Origin of the sequence: Novosphingobium sp. Chol11 (assembly GCF_945870625.1) — a bacterium.
In the GTDB taxonomy this organism is placed as follows: Bacteria; Pseudomonadota; Alphaproteobacteria; order Sphingomonadales; family Sphingomonadaceae; genus Novosphingobium.
In genome coordinates, this window is record NZ_CAMBTS010000064.1 from 1 (window position 1) to 16,648 (window position 16,648).

At 60.0% G+C, this 16,648-nt stretch carries 15 protein-coding genes and 1 pseudogene; 6 read left to right on the plus strand and 10 right to left on the minus strand.

What is annotated here, in order from left to right; all coding sequences use genetic code 11:
• The 7 genes from Q0O40_RS10670 to Q0O40_RS10700 all read right to left on the minus strand — a co-directional run.
• The coding region (locus Q0O40_RS10670) for an aromatic ring-hydroxylating dioxygenase subunit alpha (RefSeq protein ID WP_295529456.1) at positions 1–786 on the minus strand (786 nt) is incomplete at its 3' end.
• 25 nt (positions 787–811) lie between these two features.
• The gene (locus Q0O40_RS10675; protein ID WP_295529458.1) at positions 812–1,336 is read right to left on the minus strand and encodes a nuclear transport factor 2 family protein; all 525 of its coding nucleotides are present in this window, start codon (positions 1,334–1,336) and stop codon (positions 812–814) included.
• A complete protein-coding gene (locus Q0O40_RS10680; RefSeq protein WP_295529459.1) occupies positions 1,333–2,724 on the minus strand; it encodes an aromatic ring-hydroxylating dioxygenase subunit alpha in 1,392 nt (463 codons plus the stop codon). The genes Q0O40_RS10675 and Q0O40_RS10680 overlap by 4 nt, the downstream gene beginning before the upstream one ends.
• A 91-nt stretch (positions 2,725–2,815) precedes the next feature.
• Entirely contained in the window at positions 2,816–3,562 is a 747-nt protein-coding gene (locus Q0O40_RS10685) for an SDR family oxidoreductase (RefSeq protein ID WP_295529461.1), read from the minus strand.
• Positions 3,563–3,692: 130 nt separating this feature from the next.
• The gene (locus Q0O40_RS10690) at positions 3,693–4,724 is read right to left on the minus strand and encodes a cytochrome P450 (protein WP_295529463.1); all 1,032 of its coding nucleotides are present in this window, start codon (positions 4,722–4,724) and stop codon (positions 3,693–3,695) included.
• Between the two features lie 195 nt (positions 4,725–4,919).
• The gene (locus Q0O40_RS10695; protein WP_295529465.1) at positions 4,920–5,999 is read right to left on the minus strand and encodes a nuclear transport factor 2 family protein; all 1,080 of its coding nucleotides are present in this window, start codon (positions 5,997–5,999) and stop codon (positions 4,920–4,922) included.
• A gap of 60 nt (positions 6,000–6,059) precedes the next feature.
• A complete protein-coding gene (locus Q0O40_RS10700; protein WP_295529467.1) occupies positions 6,060–8,402 on the minus strand; it encodes a TonB-dependent receptor in 2,343 nt (780 codons plus the stop codon).
• A gap of 195 nt (positions 8,403–8,597) precedes the next feature.
• Here Q0O40_RS10700 and Q0O40_RS10705 point away from each other — a divergent pair, with 195 nt between their 5' ends.
• The 5 genes from Q0O40_RS10705 (at position 8,598) to Q0O40_RS10725 (ending at position 12,367) form a co-directional block, all read left to right on the plus strand.
• Complete coding sequence (locus tag Q0O40_RS10705) at positions 8,598–9,263, plus strand: TetR/AcrR family transcriptional regulator (RefSeq protein ID WP_295529469.1); 666 nt, start codon at positions 8,598–8,600, stop codon at positions 9,261–9,263.
• A 126-nt stretch (positions 9,264–9,389) separates the two neighbouring features.
• A complete protein-coding gene (locus tag Q0O40_RS10710) occupies positions 9,390–10,730 on the plus strand; it encodes an aromatic ring-hydroxylating dioxygenase subunit alpha (RefSeq protein ID WP_295529471.1) in 1,341 nt (446 codons plus the stop codon).
• Positions 10,731–10,734: 4 nt separating this feature from the next.
• Positions 10,735–11,415, plus strand: a complete 681-nt coding sequence (locus Q0O40_RS10715; protein ID WP_295529473.1) for an SDR family NAD(P)-dependent oxidoreductase — start codon at positions 10,735–10,737, stop codon at positions 11,413–11,415.
• Between the two features lie 12 nt (positions 11,416–11,427).
• Positions 11,428–11,862: a nuclear transport factor 2 family protein gene (locus Q0O40_RS10720; protein ID WP_295529474.1), complete on the plus strand. Its 435-nt coding sequence runs from the start codon at positions 11,428–11,430 to the stop codon at positions 11,860–11,862.
• Between the two features lie 151 nt (positions 11,863–12,013).
• The gene (locus Q0O40_RS10725) at positions 12,014–12,367 is read left to right on the plus strand and encodes a Rieske 2Fe-2S domain-containing protein (RefSeq protein ID WP_295529476.1); all 354 of its coding nucleotides are present in this window, start codon (positions 12,014–12,016) and stop codon (positions 12,365–12,367) included.
• A 547-nt stretch (positions 12,368–12,914) separates the two neighbouring features.
• Here the strand turns inward: Q0O40_RS10725 and Q0O40_RS10730 are convergent.
• Positions 12,915–13,071: pseudogene (locus Q0O40_RS10730) on the minus strand (integrase core domain-containing protein); the annotation flags it as partial.
• Positions 13,072–13,293: 222 nt separating this feature from the next.
• On the opposite strand from Q0O40_RS10730, the gene Q0O40_RS10735 reads away from it, so the two are divergent.
• The gene (locus Q0O40_RS10735; RefSeq protein WP_295529478.1) at positions 13,294–14,556 is read left to right on the plus strand and encodes a tyrosine-type recombinase/integrase; all 1,263 of its coding nucleotides are present in this window, start codon (positions 13,294–13,296) and stop codon (positions 14,554–14,556) included.
• A 255-nt stretch (positions 14,557–14,811) separates the two neighbouring features.
• On the opposite strand, the gene Q0O40_RS10740 is transcribed toward Q0O40_RS10735, so the two are convergent.
• Together Q0O40_RS10740 and Q0O40_RS10745 are read right to left on the minus strand one after the other, a co-directional pair.
• Entirely contained in the window at positions 14,812–15,795 is a 984-nt protein-coding gene (locus tag Q0O40_RS10740; protein ID WP_295529480.1) for a nitronate monooxygenase family protein, read from the minus strand.
• A 42-nt stretch (positions 15,796–15,837) separates the two neighbouring features.
• Positions 15,838–16,392 carry an acyl-CoA dehydrogenase family protein gene (locus Q0O40_RS10745; RefSeq protein WP_295529482.1) on the minus strand — a complete coding sequence of 185 codons (555 nt, stop codon included), beginning with the start codon at positions 16,390–16,392 and terminating at the stop codon, positions 15,838–15,840.
• Positions 16,393–16,648 lie beyond the last annotated feature (256 nt).

Here is a 16,648-nt window from a genome sequence, read left to right on the forward strand (position 1 = left end):
AAGTCCGGGGGGCACATCGCCGCTTTCGTAATCCTTCCGCGTCGTGGCCTGATGGCCGATCATCCACATCGCGTTGTGGCCGCTGGGGTACATTTCAAACAGTGTGGTCGGCAGGCCGTCGTTGATGAAAGTGGCCAGCTCGGGATGGATCGTCGGGAGGTGGTAGCTCTCGTTGAAATTGTCGCGGATGATCTTCCAGTTGAACTTCGCGTCCGCCGACACATTCAGCACGCGCACCCAATTGTCGATGCCATAGCCCTTGATCCGCTCGGGCAGGGGGGCGAGCCATTCGTGCAGCGGGGCGACATCGTCGTCCATGCACCAGAACACGAACGGGCCCCAGATTTCGCAGCGAAGCTCGGTCAGCTTGACCTTGCCGCAGGGGTCGCCGCCGGGGAAATCGAGCGGGTCCTGCACATGCACCAGCGTGCCAGCGGGATCATATTGCCAACCATGATAGCCGCAAGTGATGCGCGGCGCGCTGCCCGCATCGCTCAGGAACAGGCGGTTTCCCCGGTGCGGGCAAGTGTTGTAAAACGCCTTGATCGAGCCATCGGCCTGTTTGACCAATCCGACTGATTCCTTGCCGAAATCATGGCGGATGAAGTCGCCTTCTTCCTCCAGATCGGCCAGCACGCCGCCCAGATGCCAGACTTTGGGCCAGAGCCGCTGGTTCTCCAGCTCCATCCAGTCCTTCGAGATATAGCGGTCGGCGGTGATCGTATCGCCGCGCACGTCTTCGTCGAATTCGGGAGAGTAGCGCGACATCATCTGCTGCTCGGTCATGGTGCTGTTCCTCTCGTCTGCGGTCTCAAAATGGCCAGTCGCGGGTCTGGCTGAAGTCGGTTCCGCGCCGCGCGCCGCGCAGCAGCGGGTTTTCCGAAAGAAAGCTGTCGGCCGGGTCGTCGGTTCGCGCCCAATCGACTATCTCGCGCCGGCGGCTGATGCGCCACTCGCCATTCTTGCAGGTGTATTCGTCGATATAGCGGCCCGCGACGATCAGATCCTTGGGCGCACCCGCCTCGAAAATCCGGTGCCACGCGTTGAAATAGACTTCGCCCAATGCCGTGTCGCCGTTGACGCTGATCTGCACTTGCCCGATCACGTGCTGGCTTCCCTCGCAATCAGCAAGAAACCCTTGGGCGAAAGCAACGAATTCGTCGGCAGTGCCGTTCATCAAACCGCAATCGACCCACGCATCATCATGAAATGCCGAACGGTGGAGCACCGGATCAAGCCGGTCTTGCGCGCGCATGTAGCGGCACAGCGCATCGTAGATATCGCGCCGCGCGCACAAGTCGCGGACTTCGGCTTCCAGATCGAAGGTTTTGGTCATGCCTCGGCTCCTGCTGCGAGATACTTGTCGATCACCATCTGGAAGTGCCGGATGCGCGATTCTTGATAGTTGCCGAGCTGCTGAACGCCTGTCGCGCTGGCGCGAAAGCCTTGTTGCTGCGCGCGCAAATTGTCGGTGTCCTGATCGTAGACATGGCCCATTGCCGCGTCAAAGCCCGGTGCCGAGGCATAGCTTTGATCTTCGCGGACGAGGAAGGGATCAGGCGGCTCGGGCATCGCAGCGCCGTCTGGCGCGGGACGCATGAACAGGATTTCGAACAAGGTGCGGCTCGGATCGCTCCCGATCGGGCGGAACCGGTAGACCATCGGCAGCGATATGCCGGGAAACAGCACCATGTTGGGGAACACATGGTATTCGATCGTGTCGATCATCTCGCTGTCGGAATATTCTGATAAATCAGCGCCATACTTTTCGCCCATGACCTTGCGCAAAAAGCGCGCCATCACAATCCGGGCTGTTTCGCCCGCGTTCACAACCATCTCTGGATCGGCCACCGAGCGATCCCCCAGGATCATCGTGGCGATCAATTCCTGTTCGGTCAGCGGATTGGCAAGGTGCGGGGAGTTGACACCGCTTGCGGCATAAAAGCGGGTCACGTGATCCGAATGGCAATCGTATTGCACGTTGGCATCGCCCACGCCCTGCAGCAATTGCGGATGCGTTTCGAGCACGTGATAGGATTCCAGAAAGGCTTCCTGCGCGGTCTTCCAGTTGCAGGGAAGCTCCTTGGCCACATGCACTGCCACGAAGCGCTTGGCGATGTCCCAATTGGCAAAATGCGCAGGCATCGGCGCGAGGTATTCTTCCAGGCTCGGCCCGGCCGGCGTTGGATTGATGAATACAAAGCCGCCCCAATGGCCAACGCGCACTTCGGGCAGAGCGTTTTTTGCCGGATCGACATGCGCAAAATCCCATGCACAGGGCACCGCCTTCAGGCTGCCATCGTTGTTCCACGTCCAGCCATGATAGGGGCAGCGCAGATCAGGCCCGGCCCCGATGCCCTCCCCGCGCTTGAGCTTAGTCGAACGGTGCAGGCATGAGTTCACGAAGCCTTTGACGCTGCCATCCGGCTGACGCACTACCACGTAAGAAAGATGCGCCACCTCGTAGGTGTAGTAATCGCCAGGCTCCGGGATGTGCTCCTCGCGGCAAACCCATTGCCAGGTCTTCTTCCAGATGCTCTCGATCTCGCGTTCGAAGATGCCCTGATCGAAATAGCGATCGAGCGAAACCGGCGCGCTGCCAAGGTAGGCGGGTTGTTCGAAGGTCAGCACAGCGGGCGGCGGCAACGCGTCGCCCGCGACGATCTGCTGAACCGTGGGTGCCGGGCAGCGCTGCGCTGCGAGTTCGGCTGTTTCGACCGCCATGGGCAGGCCATGTTTCCTGATATGATCGAGCATCAGTCCGCTTCGCTCCAGCTTGCGACACTCCAGTTTGTTCGAGCGCCCGATTGCGCCGTCATGCCATCGTCTCGCCGTTGTCGATGGTGATCGTTGTGCCGGTAATGTGGCGGCCATCGTCACAGGCAAGGTAGAGCACCATGTTGGCGATATCGGCGGGCTGGCCCATGCCGTGGTTCTGGGTCTGGCTCAGGCCGGCGCTGTCCTGCGGCAATTCGGCAAGTGCCTGCGCGGTCATCGGCGTGACGATGCCGCCCGGCGCGATGGCATTAACACGGATGCGGTAATTCTGTTCGCGGCAGTGGACCGCGATCGAGCGGGTCATGCCGATGATCCCGGCCTTGGCGGCGGTATAGGCCGGGATCACGCTGATGCCCTTCAGCCCCGCGACCGACGCCATGTTGATGATCGCGCCCGAACCATCCTTGCTCATATGCGGGATCGCGGCGCGGCAGCCGAGGAAGGTGCCGCCGATCATCACGTCGGTCTGCAGGCGAAAATCTTCATACGACATCGTCTCGACGTCGGCGAAGCGGACCAGCCCCGCATTGTTGACCAGCGTGTCGAGCCGGCCGAAGCGTTCGAGCGTGGCGGCAATGACTTCGGCCCAGCGGGCCTCGTCGCGCACGTCTTGCTCAAGAAACAGGCAATCTGGAATGGCAGCGGCAACTTCGCGGCCCAGATCGACCTGCATGTCAGTGATAACCACTTTGGCACCTTCATGCGCGAGCAACCGTGCATCTTCGGCACCAAGGCCGGAAGCTCCGCCGGTGATCAGCGCCACCATGCCGTTCATCTTGCCCATACGCTCAACTCCTCGATCAAAAGCGGGAACCGGGCGTCAGGCCGGTTCGTATTCAAGGCTGGCCCAGAGGCCATAGATCGGGTCCGTCGGCCCAGAGTTGCCCCAAGGTCATGCGATTTAACGCCAGAGATCATGTGTCCCAGCGCAAGGTAATGCGGCGTAGCGAGCCTACGATACCGGGAACGGGTGAAAGGTCGGCATCGGGTGCCAAAGTGAAATCGGGTATGCGTCGCAGCCATTCTTGCAGCGTCACCGCCACTTCCCTGCGGGCCAATTCTTGGCCCGGGCACATATGAGGGCCGCTGCCAAAACCTGAATGCGGTGCACGTTGCCGGTTCAGATCAATTTTCAGCGGATCAGAATTGAATGCCGGATCGATACCGTGGACCGCTGTCGGGATCGCGATCATGTCCCCCGCTTTGAGCGTCACGCCGTAGAACTCGATATCATTGCTCACAGTCCGAGCGATTGTGACGAGGCCGAACCTGCGAAAAAGTTCGTTGACAGCAGGTGTCAGATTATCGCCCAACGCAATAAGCGACTGGCGCAGCGCCGCATCCCCTGCGAGCTCGGCAAAGACAAAGCCAAGAAAATTCACCACGGTGTCAACGCCAGCGATCAAAGACTGCGTGCAGAGCGAAACCGCCTCGTCCTGGGTTAGCTTGCGCCCTCCAATGTCGGCATCGAGCATATGGCTCAGCATGTCCTCGCCCGGCGCGGCGCGGCGTTCAAGAACTATCGGCCCGAGATAAGCAAAGAAGGCCTGCTTGGCCTGTTCAAAGGCCATATCCATGCCGGGGCGGGTCATGCAATTGGCCCAATGCCGGATCATTGGCGCGTCGCTCTCCGGCAAATCGACCATGGCCATAAACACGCGGATGGGGAAAATTTCGGCGTATTGCGCCGTGAAGTCGCAGTAACCCGCGCTGTAGAAGCTTTCGATGAGGTCAATCGCCGTCGCGCGGATGCTGTCGGTCATTCCGCGAACCGTTGCCGGATTAAGATTGGCATTCAGCAGAACACGGTAAGGGCGGTGGGCGGGAGGATCAATCGTGGTTGGGATCAGGCCATGTTGCTCTCCCACCGACTTGGGCACGATCATGATCTTGGAAGAAAAGCGTTCTGCATCGGATTCTACATCATGCAATGCTGCGCCGCTCAACGCTATCCAATGTCCTTCGTTGCGCGGGGTCCAGACCACCGCCGGATTTTCTGCCTGCAGCTTGGCCCAGGCACGGTGAAACCCAATGGCTTCCAGTTCCGGCGGGACATAGACATCGACGTCGACAATCCGATCCAAAGGCACATGCGCAGGCTTGGTAGCGGTCATTTTAGCTTCCCGAGGTTTGTTGCCGGTTCAGGCAAGCTTCTGCTCAAGGCTGGCCCATAGGCTGTAAACTGGATCCGTTGGGCCGAACGCGCCCCAGGTGGAGAGCGCCTCGTAAAAACCGCCGCGCTCCAGCGTGGAGGGATGCGAGGTGTTCCAGTCGCTAACGAAGGTGCGGTTACGGATCAGCCATTTGCCGCCGCGCCTGATATAGCGATCGAGATAGCGGCCACCGGTCATCACATCTTGGCCGTCCTTGACCATGTGGGCCAGCGCGTAATGCTCGCCCACCGCCTCATCGCCGCGCACTTCGATCCACTCATTGGCCACCGAATGGAAACACATGTCGATTTCGCTTGTGACAAAGGCGCAGATCGTTTCGGCGAACTCCGCGCCGCTGGCGTTGACAACCCCGGTAATGACCGATGAGTCTTCGCTGAAGATGGATTGCAGAAGGGCCTTGTCCGCGCGGTCAACGCCGCGCGAATAGGCCATGCACAGATCATGGATCTCGGCGCGGGCAAGCGCGGCGTCTAAAGCTGAGTCCGGTGTGGTATCGGTTGGGCTGGTCATGCGATGGCCTCCTTCGGCAGCAGCTTCGGCGCGGTAAAGGGCAAGCATGGCGCGTCCGGCATCGGCACCGCCTTTGCCGCCTTGCGGCACATAATGAGCAAGATCGGGCGCAGGATCGCCGCGCTGCGCCGTGTTTGGGCGGTTGGTGTTGCCTTCGATCACATATTGTCGGTGCATGATCCGCCAAGCGCCATCGATGCAGGCAAAGCGATCAAGATAGCGCCCCAGCACGATCCGCTGCAGCGCCGGATCCTCGACATAGGCGATGACATAGGATTCCGCCACAGCGCGGCCGCCCGCGACCTTGATCCAGCTATTGCTGGTGCGGTGCAGGGTGGGCGGTGATGCTTTCTGAACATCAGCCAGAATGGCAACCAGCGTGGTCGCCGGCCCGGCAAAGAAGCCATAATCGACACTCGCATCGGGATGATAGGCGCTGCCGAGCAGCGCGGCATCGGCGCGGTCCACACCCCGGCTGTGCTGCGCCAGCGCATTGAGAATGGCGTGTCTGGCGGCAAAGTCCGCAGCGTTCAGCATCACAATCTCCCGGTGCGAAAGATGCCCCGGCCGATCGCTCGGCCGGGGCGGGGGAGGGGCTTAGTAATCGACTTTCAGAGACACACCGAACATGCGCGGGGGCGCATAGTTGGTGAGGCCGAGCGTGCCTGGCGCGTCGAACACCGAGTTGACATAGCGGCTATCGAGCAGGTTGGTGGCGAACACACCCACAGTGTAGCGCTCTGCGACGTTGACGTCGAAGTTGGCGTTGACAATGTGCTGTGGCCGGATCGTCGAGCGCGCGGTTTCGACGATCGAGGTCAGGAACTTCTCGCCGGTGTAGCTATAGTTCGAACCGACCGTGGCGGTCAGGTCGCTCGCCATCGGGAAAGTGTAGGTGAACCCGGCTGAGGCGGTCCATTCCGGCGCGTTTTGCATCCGCTGCCCGGCCAGACTGACCGAACCGCCATTGGGCAGCAGAAAATCGAACTTCTTGTATCTGGCGTCGAGGTAGGCGAGCGCTGTGGTGATCTGCAGGCCGGCGACCGGTGCGGCGACCACCTCGGCCTCGAAACCGCGAATGCGCGAGCTGGCGACATTGAGGATGGTGTTGCCTTGCACCAGGTTGGAACCCGATCCGATGAAATAGATCTGCGCCAGCTGGATGCCGCGATAGCTGGTGTCGAACAGCGCCAGGTTGGCGCGAACCTTGCGGTCAAACAGCTCGCTCTTTATGCCGATCTCGAAGGTATCGACCTTCTCCGGGTTGTAGGGTCCCAGATCCTGCGCAATGCCGATGCGGCCGGTGAAGCCGCCCGATTTGAAGCCGCGCGCCCAGGTGCCATAAAGCAGCACGTCGCGGCTCGCCTTGTAATCCAGGCCCAGTTTCCAGCCGACATTGTTCCACGAGCGGGTGCCGCGCGGCGGCGCGACATTGCCAAGAACGGTATTGGGCGTGCCATCGGGCGCGGTGCCGTCGTAGGTCGATGTGCCGCCCGCAGCCAAGCTGGTCAGTGTCGATGCCAGCATGCTGGTCTTTTCGTGCGTATAGCGGATGCCGGCCTGCGCGCGCAGGCGGTCGGTCAGTTGGATATAGCTCTGTGCAAACCCGGAGATTGAGTCGTTATCCTGATTCTGCAGGTTCTTCTGATAAAGCCCGGTAAGGCCCAAAGCGACGGTCTGATTCACCTGATCATAGGTCGCGCCGCCAGCAAAATTGATGCGTAGATCCTGAACGTGATCATAGTGATCCTTCAGATAAAATCCGCCGATGGTTATGTCGATCCGGTCGCCCAGCTTCACATCGGTGCGCAACTCCTGGCTGAACTGCCAGCCTTCGGTGCGGCGGCGCGTGTCGATGAGCTGCACCGGGCTGCCATCCTGATCGGTGAACTCGAACAGCTTGAACTTCTTGTAGCCGGTGATGGACGAGATATCGCCGAGCGGCGTGTTCGAGAGCTTCATGGTCAGGCCGGCGCGATAAGTGTCCATGTTGCTGAGGTCTGGCGAATCCCCATTGACGCCGCGGTCCTGCGCCGAGAAATACTGGTCCGGGGCCGAGCAAGGCTGGCCCACGGGCAAGCACGGCGAGGCATACATACCGCGAAAGCCGACCGGCACGAATTCAACATCGGTGGGCTGGTTGCCGGCGACCACGATCGGTGAACCATTGCGCGCCTTGGCGTATTCGCCGACCAACGTCGCGTCGAAATCGCCCGAATTCAGGCGCAACGCGCCGCGAAAGATGGTCACATTGCGGCGGCCCATGTCCGAGCCATCGACGATGTTGGTGTGGAAACCATCGCGCTGATCATGGTTGATGCCGAGCCGCAGCGAGAGCCCTTCGGCGAGCGGTGCATTGAACACGCCGCCGATGGTGATGTGGTTGTAGTTGCCATAGAGCATGTTCAGTTTGCCGCCGAGCGTGTCGGTGGGCTGGTTACTGACCACGTTGACCACGCCGCCGGTCGTGTTTGCGCCAAACAGCGTGCCTTGCGGCCCGCGCAGCACTTCGATGCGCTGGACGTCGAACAGATCAAGCAGTGCGCCGGTTGAAAAATACTGCGGCACGCCGTCAACGACGATGCCGACCGTGTTGCCCGCATAGGGATCGGGCTCGATCACGCCGATGCCGCGAATGGTGAAGACGGCCGTGTTCGGGGTGTTTGAAAAAGTGCCGATCTGCACGTTGGGCACCGCACCCTGGAGCCCCTGAAGGTTGACCGCGTGGAGCGATTCAATGGCGGCCTCGCCGACAGCGGCGATGGAGATCGGCACCGACTGCAGATTTTCGCTCTTCTTCTGCGCCGTAACGACGATTTCCTGCACGCCGCCAGTGCTGACCGCTTCGGGCGCGGCCTGGTCTTGCGCAAGGGCCGGCGGCGCGGTCAGCGCCAGCAAAGAAAGTCCGCCCAGCAGTTGGATACGTTTGTGCCCGATCATGTTCATCTCCCTCGATTCCCGCCTCACAGGGCTGGATATTGTTGCCTCGCACACCTCGTGCCGGCAGCTTTTTCTCGGCCCACCGAATATAACCGGCGATATTGCCTGTTTTTTGCGCGCTTGCGTTTAGGGGCGCTACTAGGCTTTTGTATAGGTCGCCGCGCCGGAGCGTTTGAGGAACAAGGAGGTATGCGATTGAGCGGATCAACGATGCAGAAGCGGATGCTGGCGGCAATGTTGCCAGTGGGCCAATCTGACCAGCCGGTGCGCTGGCAGCAGCAGAAAAGCGCGCAAACCCGCCTGCGGATGATCATTGCGGCAATGGATTGCCTGGTGGCCGGGGGCTATGGCGGCTTGACCACGCAGCAAGTGGCAGAGCGCACCGGCATTTCTCGCGGCGCGATGCACCACCATTTTCCCACCCGCCTCGAACTCGTGACGGCGGTGATCGATCATGTGTTTTACGAGCGTATGCGCCTGTTTCTCGAAGATTATTTGTCTGAATTGGGCCGCAGCACAGAAGGCGAGCTGGTCGAGATCGCGACCGCCGCGCATTGGCGCAGCGTCCAGACGCGCGAATACGCGGCTTACCTCGAGCTTGCAGTCGCCGCGCGGACCGACCCGGAACTGCAACAGTTCTTCGAGCCAGTGGCACGCCGGTATGACGAGGTCTGGATCAGCGAAATGATCGAATCGTTTCCGCAATGGCAAGCGCAATGGGAAACCATGAAGCTGGCGAACGATCTGGCGATGGTGGCGCACATGGGCTTGCTGCTGAATCGGCCGGTGATGGGCGAAGATCGGATCGACCGGGTGAACGCATTGCTCTCGCGCGTGCTGAGAGGGCTGTATCAATCATAAAACCGGCAAAGTGGCCGGAAATCTCGCAATAATGTCAGGTGCCTCGATTGCCGCAGCGCGCTAAACCAGCGGAGAAGCATTCGGGTGCCATGCCAAGCATGCAATTCAAGCCCGGGAGATACGTTCATGAACGAGTCCACGACCAGGATGCATCCGCTGGACGGACGCGATACTGCCAACTTGCGCGGCGATCCGATCACAGGTGATCGCTATTACAGCCGCGAATTCGCGCAGAAGGAGTGGGACGGCCTGTGGACGCGCATCTGGCATATCGCCGGGCGCACCGCCGAGATTCCGGAGGCAGGCGATTTTCTTGTGCATACCTTCCTCAAGGAATCGGTGATCTGCATGCGCCAGGACGATGGCTCGATCCGCGCATTCTACAATTCGTGCGGCCATCGCGGCATGCGCATGGTGAACCAAAGCGCGTCGGTCGAAGCCATCACCTGCCCCTATCATGGCTGGCGGTGGGGCAAGGACGGGGCGCTGCAATTCGCGCAGGATGGCCACGATTTCCCGCAAGGCGATCCCTGCGGCAAGCTCAGCCTCAAGCAGTTGCGCTGCGATAGTTGGGGCGGCTTTGTGTGGTACACGATGGACCCCAATGCGCCCGCTCTGCTGGATTATCTTGAGCCGATGCCGCAAGTTGCCCGCAACTATCCGATGGACACGGCAGTGCGGGTCGCGTGGTATCGGATTGCGATCAACGCCAACTGGAAATTCGTGACCGACAACTTTTCGGAGAGCTACCACACCCGCACCGCGCATCCGCAGGTGCCGCCGTGGATCGATCAGGATGTCGATACGTCGCGCCATGAAATGTGGCCCAAGGGCCATGGCCGCACAGTTCAGCCGATGCGGCCCTCGCTATCGGACCGGCTTCCCGAGGGCGTTCCGCATCCGTTCGAATACATCCTGCGCCAATGGGACATCGATCCGGCGGGCTACGCCAGTTACGAAGAGATGGCGATGCAAGGCTGGCGCGACCTCAAGGCCGCCAAACGCAAGCTCTGGAAAGAGCGCGGCTATGTGCATTACGAGCATATGGACGACGAGGAGATCACCGATAGCCCGCACACGGTGATTTTTCCCAATGTGACGATCAGCTTCCTACCCGATAACCTGATCTTCTTCCGCAGCGAGCCGCACCCGGATGATCCGGAGAAGTGCTTTTTCGATCTGTGGTGCATGGCTTTTCCGGTGGCCGGGCAGGACACGGTGGAATCGATCATGGCCGGCCCGAAGCCACTACGCGAGGTGTTGACGTGCGAGCACCGCGATTTCGATGGCGGGCGCGGCATTCCCGAACTGGTAGGCCAGATCGTCTATCAGGACATGGAACTGGCCGAGGGCATGCAGGCAGGCATGCACTCGCGCGGCTATTCCGACGCTTACCTGGCCGCGCAGGAAACCCGCGTTCGCTTCTTCCACGAAGTGCTCAACGATTGGCTCGATGGGAGGCGATAGGATCATGGCAAACATTGCAATCACCGGCGCGGCGCGCGGCATCGGGTTCGAACTGGCAAAGCAGCATACCCAAGCGGGTGACCGCGTGTTCGCGCTGGTGCGCAAGCCTTCCGCCGCGCTGACCGCGCTGGCAGAGGCCTTTGGCGGCACGCTCACGGTGCACACCATGGACGTTTCCAGCGACGCCTCGGTCAAGGCCGGTTCTGCCGAGACCGGCGGTGAGCCGATCGACATCTTGTATAATGTCGCAGGCATTGTCGGCCCGATCCCGCCGGAACTTGAATCGTCCGATTGGGATGCGTGGGACGAGGTTATCAACATCATGGTCAAAGGACCGTTGCGGGTTCTGCAGGCATTCCTGCCGCGCCTTCATGCCGGATCAAAGGTCATCAATCTCACCAGCCAACTGGCGGCATCGACCTGGCCCTATGGCGGCCTTTATGCCTATGGCGCGGCCAAGGCAGGGCTGAACCGCATGATGCGTTCGGTGGCGATCGACCTTAAGGCACGCGGCATTGTCGTCGGGTTGGTCCATCCAGGCTATGTGCGAACCGAAATGAGCGGCCCCTCTGCCGAAATCAGCCCGGAGGAGAGCGCCGCAAGCATCCGCACGCTCACCGCCGGATGGACCATCGAAGAGACCGGCGAATTCTATAAGTGGAACGGCGAAAAGCACGCCTGGTAGGGAGGAGCACGAATGCCGTTTACCGGACCATTGGAAGACCGGATCCTGATCCGCGAGGTTATGGAAACATATGCCCACGGCGTAATGACCCGCGATGCGGAGCTTTGGGGCAGCACGTGGGCCGAGGATGCCTTCTGGGCGTTGCCCGAATGGCCCGACCTTGAAGGTTTCGATGGCAAGGCGGCGATCGTCGCGGGCTGGGTGGAATCGATGAAAGTCTACGGCCTTGATAACTGCACCAAACCGATGATCTATGCCGTCACGCCCGGATCGATCGAGGTTTCCGGTGATGAAGCGACTGCGGTCGCCTATACCTCCGAGATATTCGATGATCCGGCCACGGGCCAAACCATGCGCGTGCGCGGCCGCTATGATGACCGGCTCAAGAAAATTGGCGGACAGTGGGTTTATTCCCGCCGCGAGTACCGCATCATGCACATGGCCTGATCACCCACACAGCGCTGAAGCTATGCCCAAGCGGGTGGTTATCCGCCGTGCAAGCCGGTTTTGGTTGCGCTAGACGCTGCCCGTGCGCAACACGCATGCGATCATGACGCGGCGGCGCGCCAAGCGACGCGAGACAGAAAGAACGAATGGAATGCATGAAGCAGAGTGGCACCGCCTTGGGCCTGAAGCCGAAATCGCCGAAGGCACGATGCAGTCGCGCGGCCTCAACGGCTGGCAGGTACTCGTGGTCCGCAGCGAAGGAAAGCTGATTGCGCTCAACGACCGCTGCACCCATCAGGCCGCGCGGCTTTCAACGGGGCGCATCCGGCGCGGGGCGATCATGTGCCCTTTGCACGGCGCGCGCTTCGATCTGGCAGACGGGCGCTGCATCGGCGCGGTCTATCCCGCGCTGCGCCAGTTCGAGCTACGCGTGGTTGATGGCACGGTTGAGGTGCTAGTACCGGTCGCCCCTCCCGGCATGCAGGAAACGCCGGTTTCATTCTGATCGCGTCTCGTCAGCCGGATGGCTCAGCCACGCGCGAAATCGCAAATCTTGCTGAACCATTGTCCAGAACGATAATCCAATGGTGCCGGGGACGGAGTCGCAAAGGGCATCTAAGTAAATGTAGTCGTTAGATATTTCAGAAAAATCATTCAGCTCTGTCCATCAAAAATACCATCAGATTGCAATTTATACCCGGTTCGGTTCCTGTTTGCGTCCAGACGGTGCTTGATGGCGACGAGTGGAGTGATAGCAGCCCGCTGTCGCGAGTGACATCAGTTCAGATTGGGCAGCGACGGATTAGCGATCACGTTTGAATAGAGAAGAGACGGAGTCATCCAATTTTTTGGCTCAAGCCATTCATTAAAAAAGAAAATAGAATTGTTCTCAGGATCTGGCCCCACACGTGGACCCACAGTGCTGGTGGGGCTGGGGTCGTAGGTAGCCTTCCCCTGCTCTGCTCTCCAACCTTGGACCGCTCGGGTCTAGAGTTTTCCGCCTTGCTCAGGTCCGGCGGGCTGGTTTCACCGGCTGAGTTTGCCAGCATGATCGGTGGGATATTCCCGATCGCGCTGTGCGGTCGCTCTTCGTTGTAGTGTCTACGCCAGCGGTCCAGCTTCTCGCAAGCGATTGTACCAGTGCGTGCTCACGCATTCGCTGCGCCGTTTGCTGTTGAATGCATCGATGAAGGCGCTTTCCGTTGGCTTGGCAGCCGCGAGAGGGTGAGCATCACACCCCCAGCCGCAAATTTGAGTGGCCTCTAAAGCACCGATTTTAAACAAAAAACCTTGATTTTTCGGGCCTTATCGAGTACCTCGGTGGGGCTGTGGTGGTGCAGATTTTCCTGTTTTGTTCCGCCTCGTTTCATCAAATTGCACCACCACAGCACCACCGGATTTCGAGTTCTGCTAGACAGGTGAGGCCGCCCGATGCGCTCTGCATTGACCCAACTGGTTGTTGACAAGATCACGCCGACACAGCGACACGTGGAGCATCGCGATACGCGGCTCAAGGGCCTGGTCTTGCGGGTGACGCCGGGCGGCGCGAAGTCGTGGTATTGTGAGTTCGCTCGCGGCAAGCGCGTCTGGCTTGGGCGCGCCGATGTCCTGAGCTTGAGCGATGCGCGCGAGAGCGCCCGCGGAATTCTGGCCGAAGTCTTTCAGGGCATCGATCCGATCGAGGCGCGCAAGCCGAAGGCAGAGATGCCCACCTTCGGGGCATATATTGAAGGCGACTATGCCGCTTGGGCGAAGGCCAGCCAGAAGGCCTATGAGCAGAACGTCAGGCGGCTGAAGACCGCATTCAAAGCCCGGCTCAAGAAGCCCCTCGACAAGATCACCGCACTCGATGTCGAGCGCTGGCGCGCAAAGGAAGTCGAGCGTGGCCTCAGCAACCAGACGATCAACCGGGACATTGCCTCGATCAAGGCCTGCTTCAATCGTGCGGTCGATTGGGAGATCCTACCCACGAACCCCCTTGCCAAGGTGAAGAAGGCGCGGGTCGATGATTGCCTCAAGGTTCGCTATCTCAGCGCAGAAGAAGAAGCACGGCTGCGCAGTGCGATGGAGGATCGGGAAGAACGCCGCCGCGCTGAGCGCGACAATGCCAACCAGTGGCGGGCGCAGCGTGGTTACCCGTTGTTGCCCAGCCTGCGGGATGTGGTCTTCACCGACCATGTCAAACCCCTCATCCTGCTCTCGATCAATACGGGATGTCGCAGGGGTGAGCTGTTTGACCTGACCTGGTTAAACGTCAATCTGGACCGGCGTATTCTGACGGTTACCGGCGCAACCGCCAAGTCGAGGCGGACGCGTCATATCCCGCTCAATCGTGAGGCAACATCGGCATTGCTCAACTGGCGCGCACAGAGCGAAGACACCACCGGGCTGGTGTTCGTCAACGAGCAGGGCGACCGGTTTGATCGCGCCAATTCGTCATGGCGGCGTTTGCTGAAGCAAGCACAGATCACGGACTTTCGCTGGCATGACATGCGGCACCATTTTGCATCGCGTCTGGCGATGGGCGGCGTCGATCTCAACACCATCCGCGAATTACTCGGGCATAGCGATTACACAATGACGCTCCGCTACGCCCACCTTGCACCAGAGTTCAAACTCAAGGCTGTCGAAGTGCTCGATGATGCGCGAGAAGCAGCGACGAACGGCGCCAAGGTGTTGTCGATTGTCCGTTGATCGCAGCGCCGTGAACAGGGACAGCGGGCTTCACAACGTTCTGCTGACAGGCCGTCTATGACCAAGCGCAGTCGCTTGCCATGCACCTTTGCGCCCGCAAGTAGGGCCTCAGTCTGAAAGCACTCATGGCCGAGGCGTTCGATGATGTGGTGCGCGAATATGGTGAGAGCGCAGTTGGCGGCTGACAACTTTGACGCTTGAGAAAATCGATCATGTCGCAGTGTGGCCACACTGGCGGTGACCAAAGCTCATTTCTTATTCGGGTGGGTTAATCATACCCCGCATTCGCCCGCTGATTATTTTTTCAGCATCGGCTACGATGCGGTTCACGAGATCCTTGACGCTCGGTACATCATGAATGAGTCCCTGAACCAGTCCTGCGCTCCAGATACCGTGCTCCGGGTCGCCGTTTAGCAAGCCTTCTCTGCCACGCGCGCCCTTGACCAGATGTGCAATCGCTTCGAACGGATTGCCCTCGCGCTCAATGCGGACTGCTTCCGCCGCTACCGAGTTTTTTGCAACACGCGCTGTATTGCGATAACTTCTGAACATCAGTTCAGTTGCGCGTTCGTCGTTGTCGACGATCGCCTGTTTGATTCCGTCGTGGATCGGTGCCTCTTTGGTTGCGCAAAAGCGGGTGCCCATGTTGATGCCTTCTGCGCCCAATGCGAGAGCCGCGGCCAGGCCGCGACCGTCGCCAAACCCACCGCTGGCCAGCATCGGAATTTTGACTTTATCTGCGGCCGCCGGGATCAGTATCAGTCCGGGGATATCATCCTCGCCCGGGTGTCCGGCGCATTCGAACCCGTCGATCGAGATGGCATCGATTCCCTTGCGCTCCGCTGACAGCGCGTGGCGGACACTGGTGCATTTGTGAATGATCTTGATGCCAGCCGCTTTGAACATTGCCCACTGTTCGGCGACCGCGGGGGTGCCGGCAGTTTCGACGATCTTCACGCCGCTATCGATGATAACCTGCGCATAGTCGTTGTAATCGGGCGCATTGATCGCGGGAAATACAGTCAGGTTAACGCCGAACGGCCGGTCGGTCATGGTGCGGCACCTGGCGATTTCGTCGGCCAGAGCGCGGGGGTCGGGTTGTGTAAGCGCAGTCAGAAAACCGAGTGCACCGGCATTGGCGACCGCAGAAATAAGTTCTGCTGTTCCGACCCACTGCATCCCGCCCTGGGCGATCGGATGCTCGACGCCGAACATTTCAGTGAAGCGTGTTTTAAACATTGTCTCGTCCTGACCATTCAGATTGACGTTGGCTGTGGTGCTTCAAAGCCCCAGTTCGGCCTTGGCGATAATCCCGCGCTGGATTTCATTGGTACCTGCGTAGATCGTGCCAGCCCGCTCATTGATATAGCGTATTGGTGCAATCGCTTGCCACGGCTCGCCGCTGGCATAATCCTCAACCGGCCCAGGATAGCCAAGCATTGGGCCACCGGGCATCGAAACCCCGGGTTGCCAAGCGCGGGCCACCGGCCCGGCTGCCTCGAGCGCCAATTCGGTCATGCGTTGTTGCAACTCGGTTCCAAGGATCTTCATCATCGAGGCATCAGTGCCGGTTGAATGACCCACGGACAAGGCCGACAGGATTTCCATTTCCAATGCGTCGAGCACTTCGATCTGGATGGCGAAATCGGCAATGCGCGCGCTCAGCAAAGGATTGACCGGATTGCCGTCCCGTTCGCGCAAGACCGCCAGATTTTCCAGCAAAGCATCGAGGTGCGCGCGCAGTTCGGGTGCATATGCAGTCCCACCCCGTTCAAATTCAAGCAAGTATTTGGCGACCGTCCAGCCATCGTCGATTGAGCCGAGCACATTGCTCACTGGAACTCGGACATTGTCGAAAAAGACCTGGTTCTGGATCCACTCACCCGAGTGTTCCCCGTCAGCACCAATGGCACAGATTTGAGGTTGTGATTTAAGGAGTGTTGGGGCTTCGTCGTAGTGACGAAGGAACGAAGATGAAGTCCCAACACTCCTTGAAAAAATCGCCTGCCAAGGCCCCTGCCGAGCGGGTGGTGAAGGACATCCGGCGGCAGACCCGGCGGCACTTCTCGGCCGAGGACAAGATCCGCATCGT

What these genes read in the sequence shown, in the direction of transcription:
- Q0O40_RS10680 (WP_295529459.1), bottom strand. Translation starts at nt 2,724, where the DNA reads ATGGCGGTCGAAACAGCCGAACTCGCAGCGCAGCGCTGCCCGGCACCC.
- Q0O40_RS10720 (WP_295529474.1), top strand. Translation starts at nt 11,428, where the DNA reads ATGCCGTTTACCGGACCATTGGAAGACCGGATCCTGATCCGCGAGGTT.
- Q0O40_RS10725 (WP_295529476.1), top strand. Translation starts at nt 12,014, where the DNA reads ATGCATGAAGCAGAGTGGCACCGCCTTGGGCCTGAAGCCGAAATCGCC.
- Q0O40_RS10735 (WP_295529478.1), top strand. Translation starts at nt 13,294, where the DNA reads ATGCGCTCTGCATTGACCCAACTGGTTGTTGACAAGATCACGCCGACA.
- Q0O40_RS10700 (WP_295529467.1), bottom strand. Translation starts at nt 8,402, where the DNA reads ATGATCGGGCACAAACGTATCCAACTGCTGGGCGGACTTTCTTTGCTG.
- Q0O40_RS10685 (WP_295529461.1), bottom strand. Translation starts at nt 3,562, where the DNA reads ATGGGCAAGATGAACGGCATGGTGGCGCTGATCACCGGCGGAGCTTCC.
- Q0O40_RS10695 (WP_295529465.1), bottom strand. Translation starts at nt 5,999, where the DNA reads ATGCTGAACGCTGCGGACTTTGCCGCCAGACACGCCATTCTCAATGCG.
- Q0O40_RS10710 (WP_295529471.1), top strand. Translation starts at nt 9,390, where the DNA reads ATGAACGAGTCCACGACCAGGATGCATCCGCTGGACGGACGCGATACT.
- Q0O40_RS10675 (WP_295529458.1), bottom strand. Translation starts at nt 1,336, where the DNA reads ATGACCAAAACCTTCGATCTGGAAGCCGAAGTCCGCGACTTGTGCGCG.
- Q0O40_RS10740 (WP_295529480.1), bottom strand. Translation starts at nt 15,795, where the DNA reads ATGTTTAAAACACGCTTCACTGAAATGTTCGGCGTCGAGCATCCGATC.
- Q0O40_RS10715 (WP_295529473.1), top strand. Translation starts at nt 10,735, where the DNA reads ATGGCAAACATTGCAATCACCGGCGCGGCGCGCGGCATCGGGTTCGAA.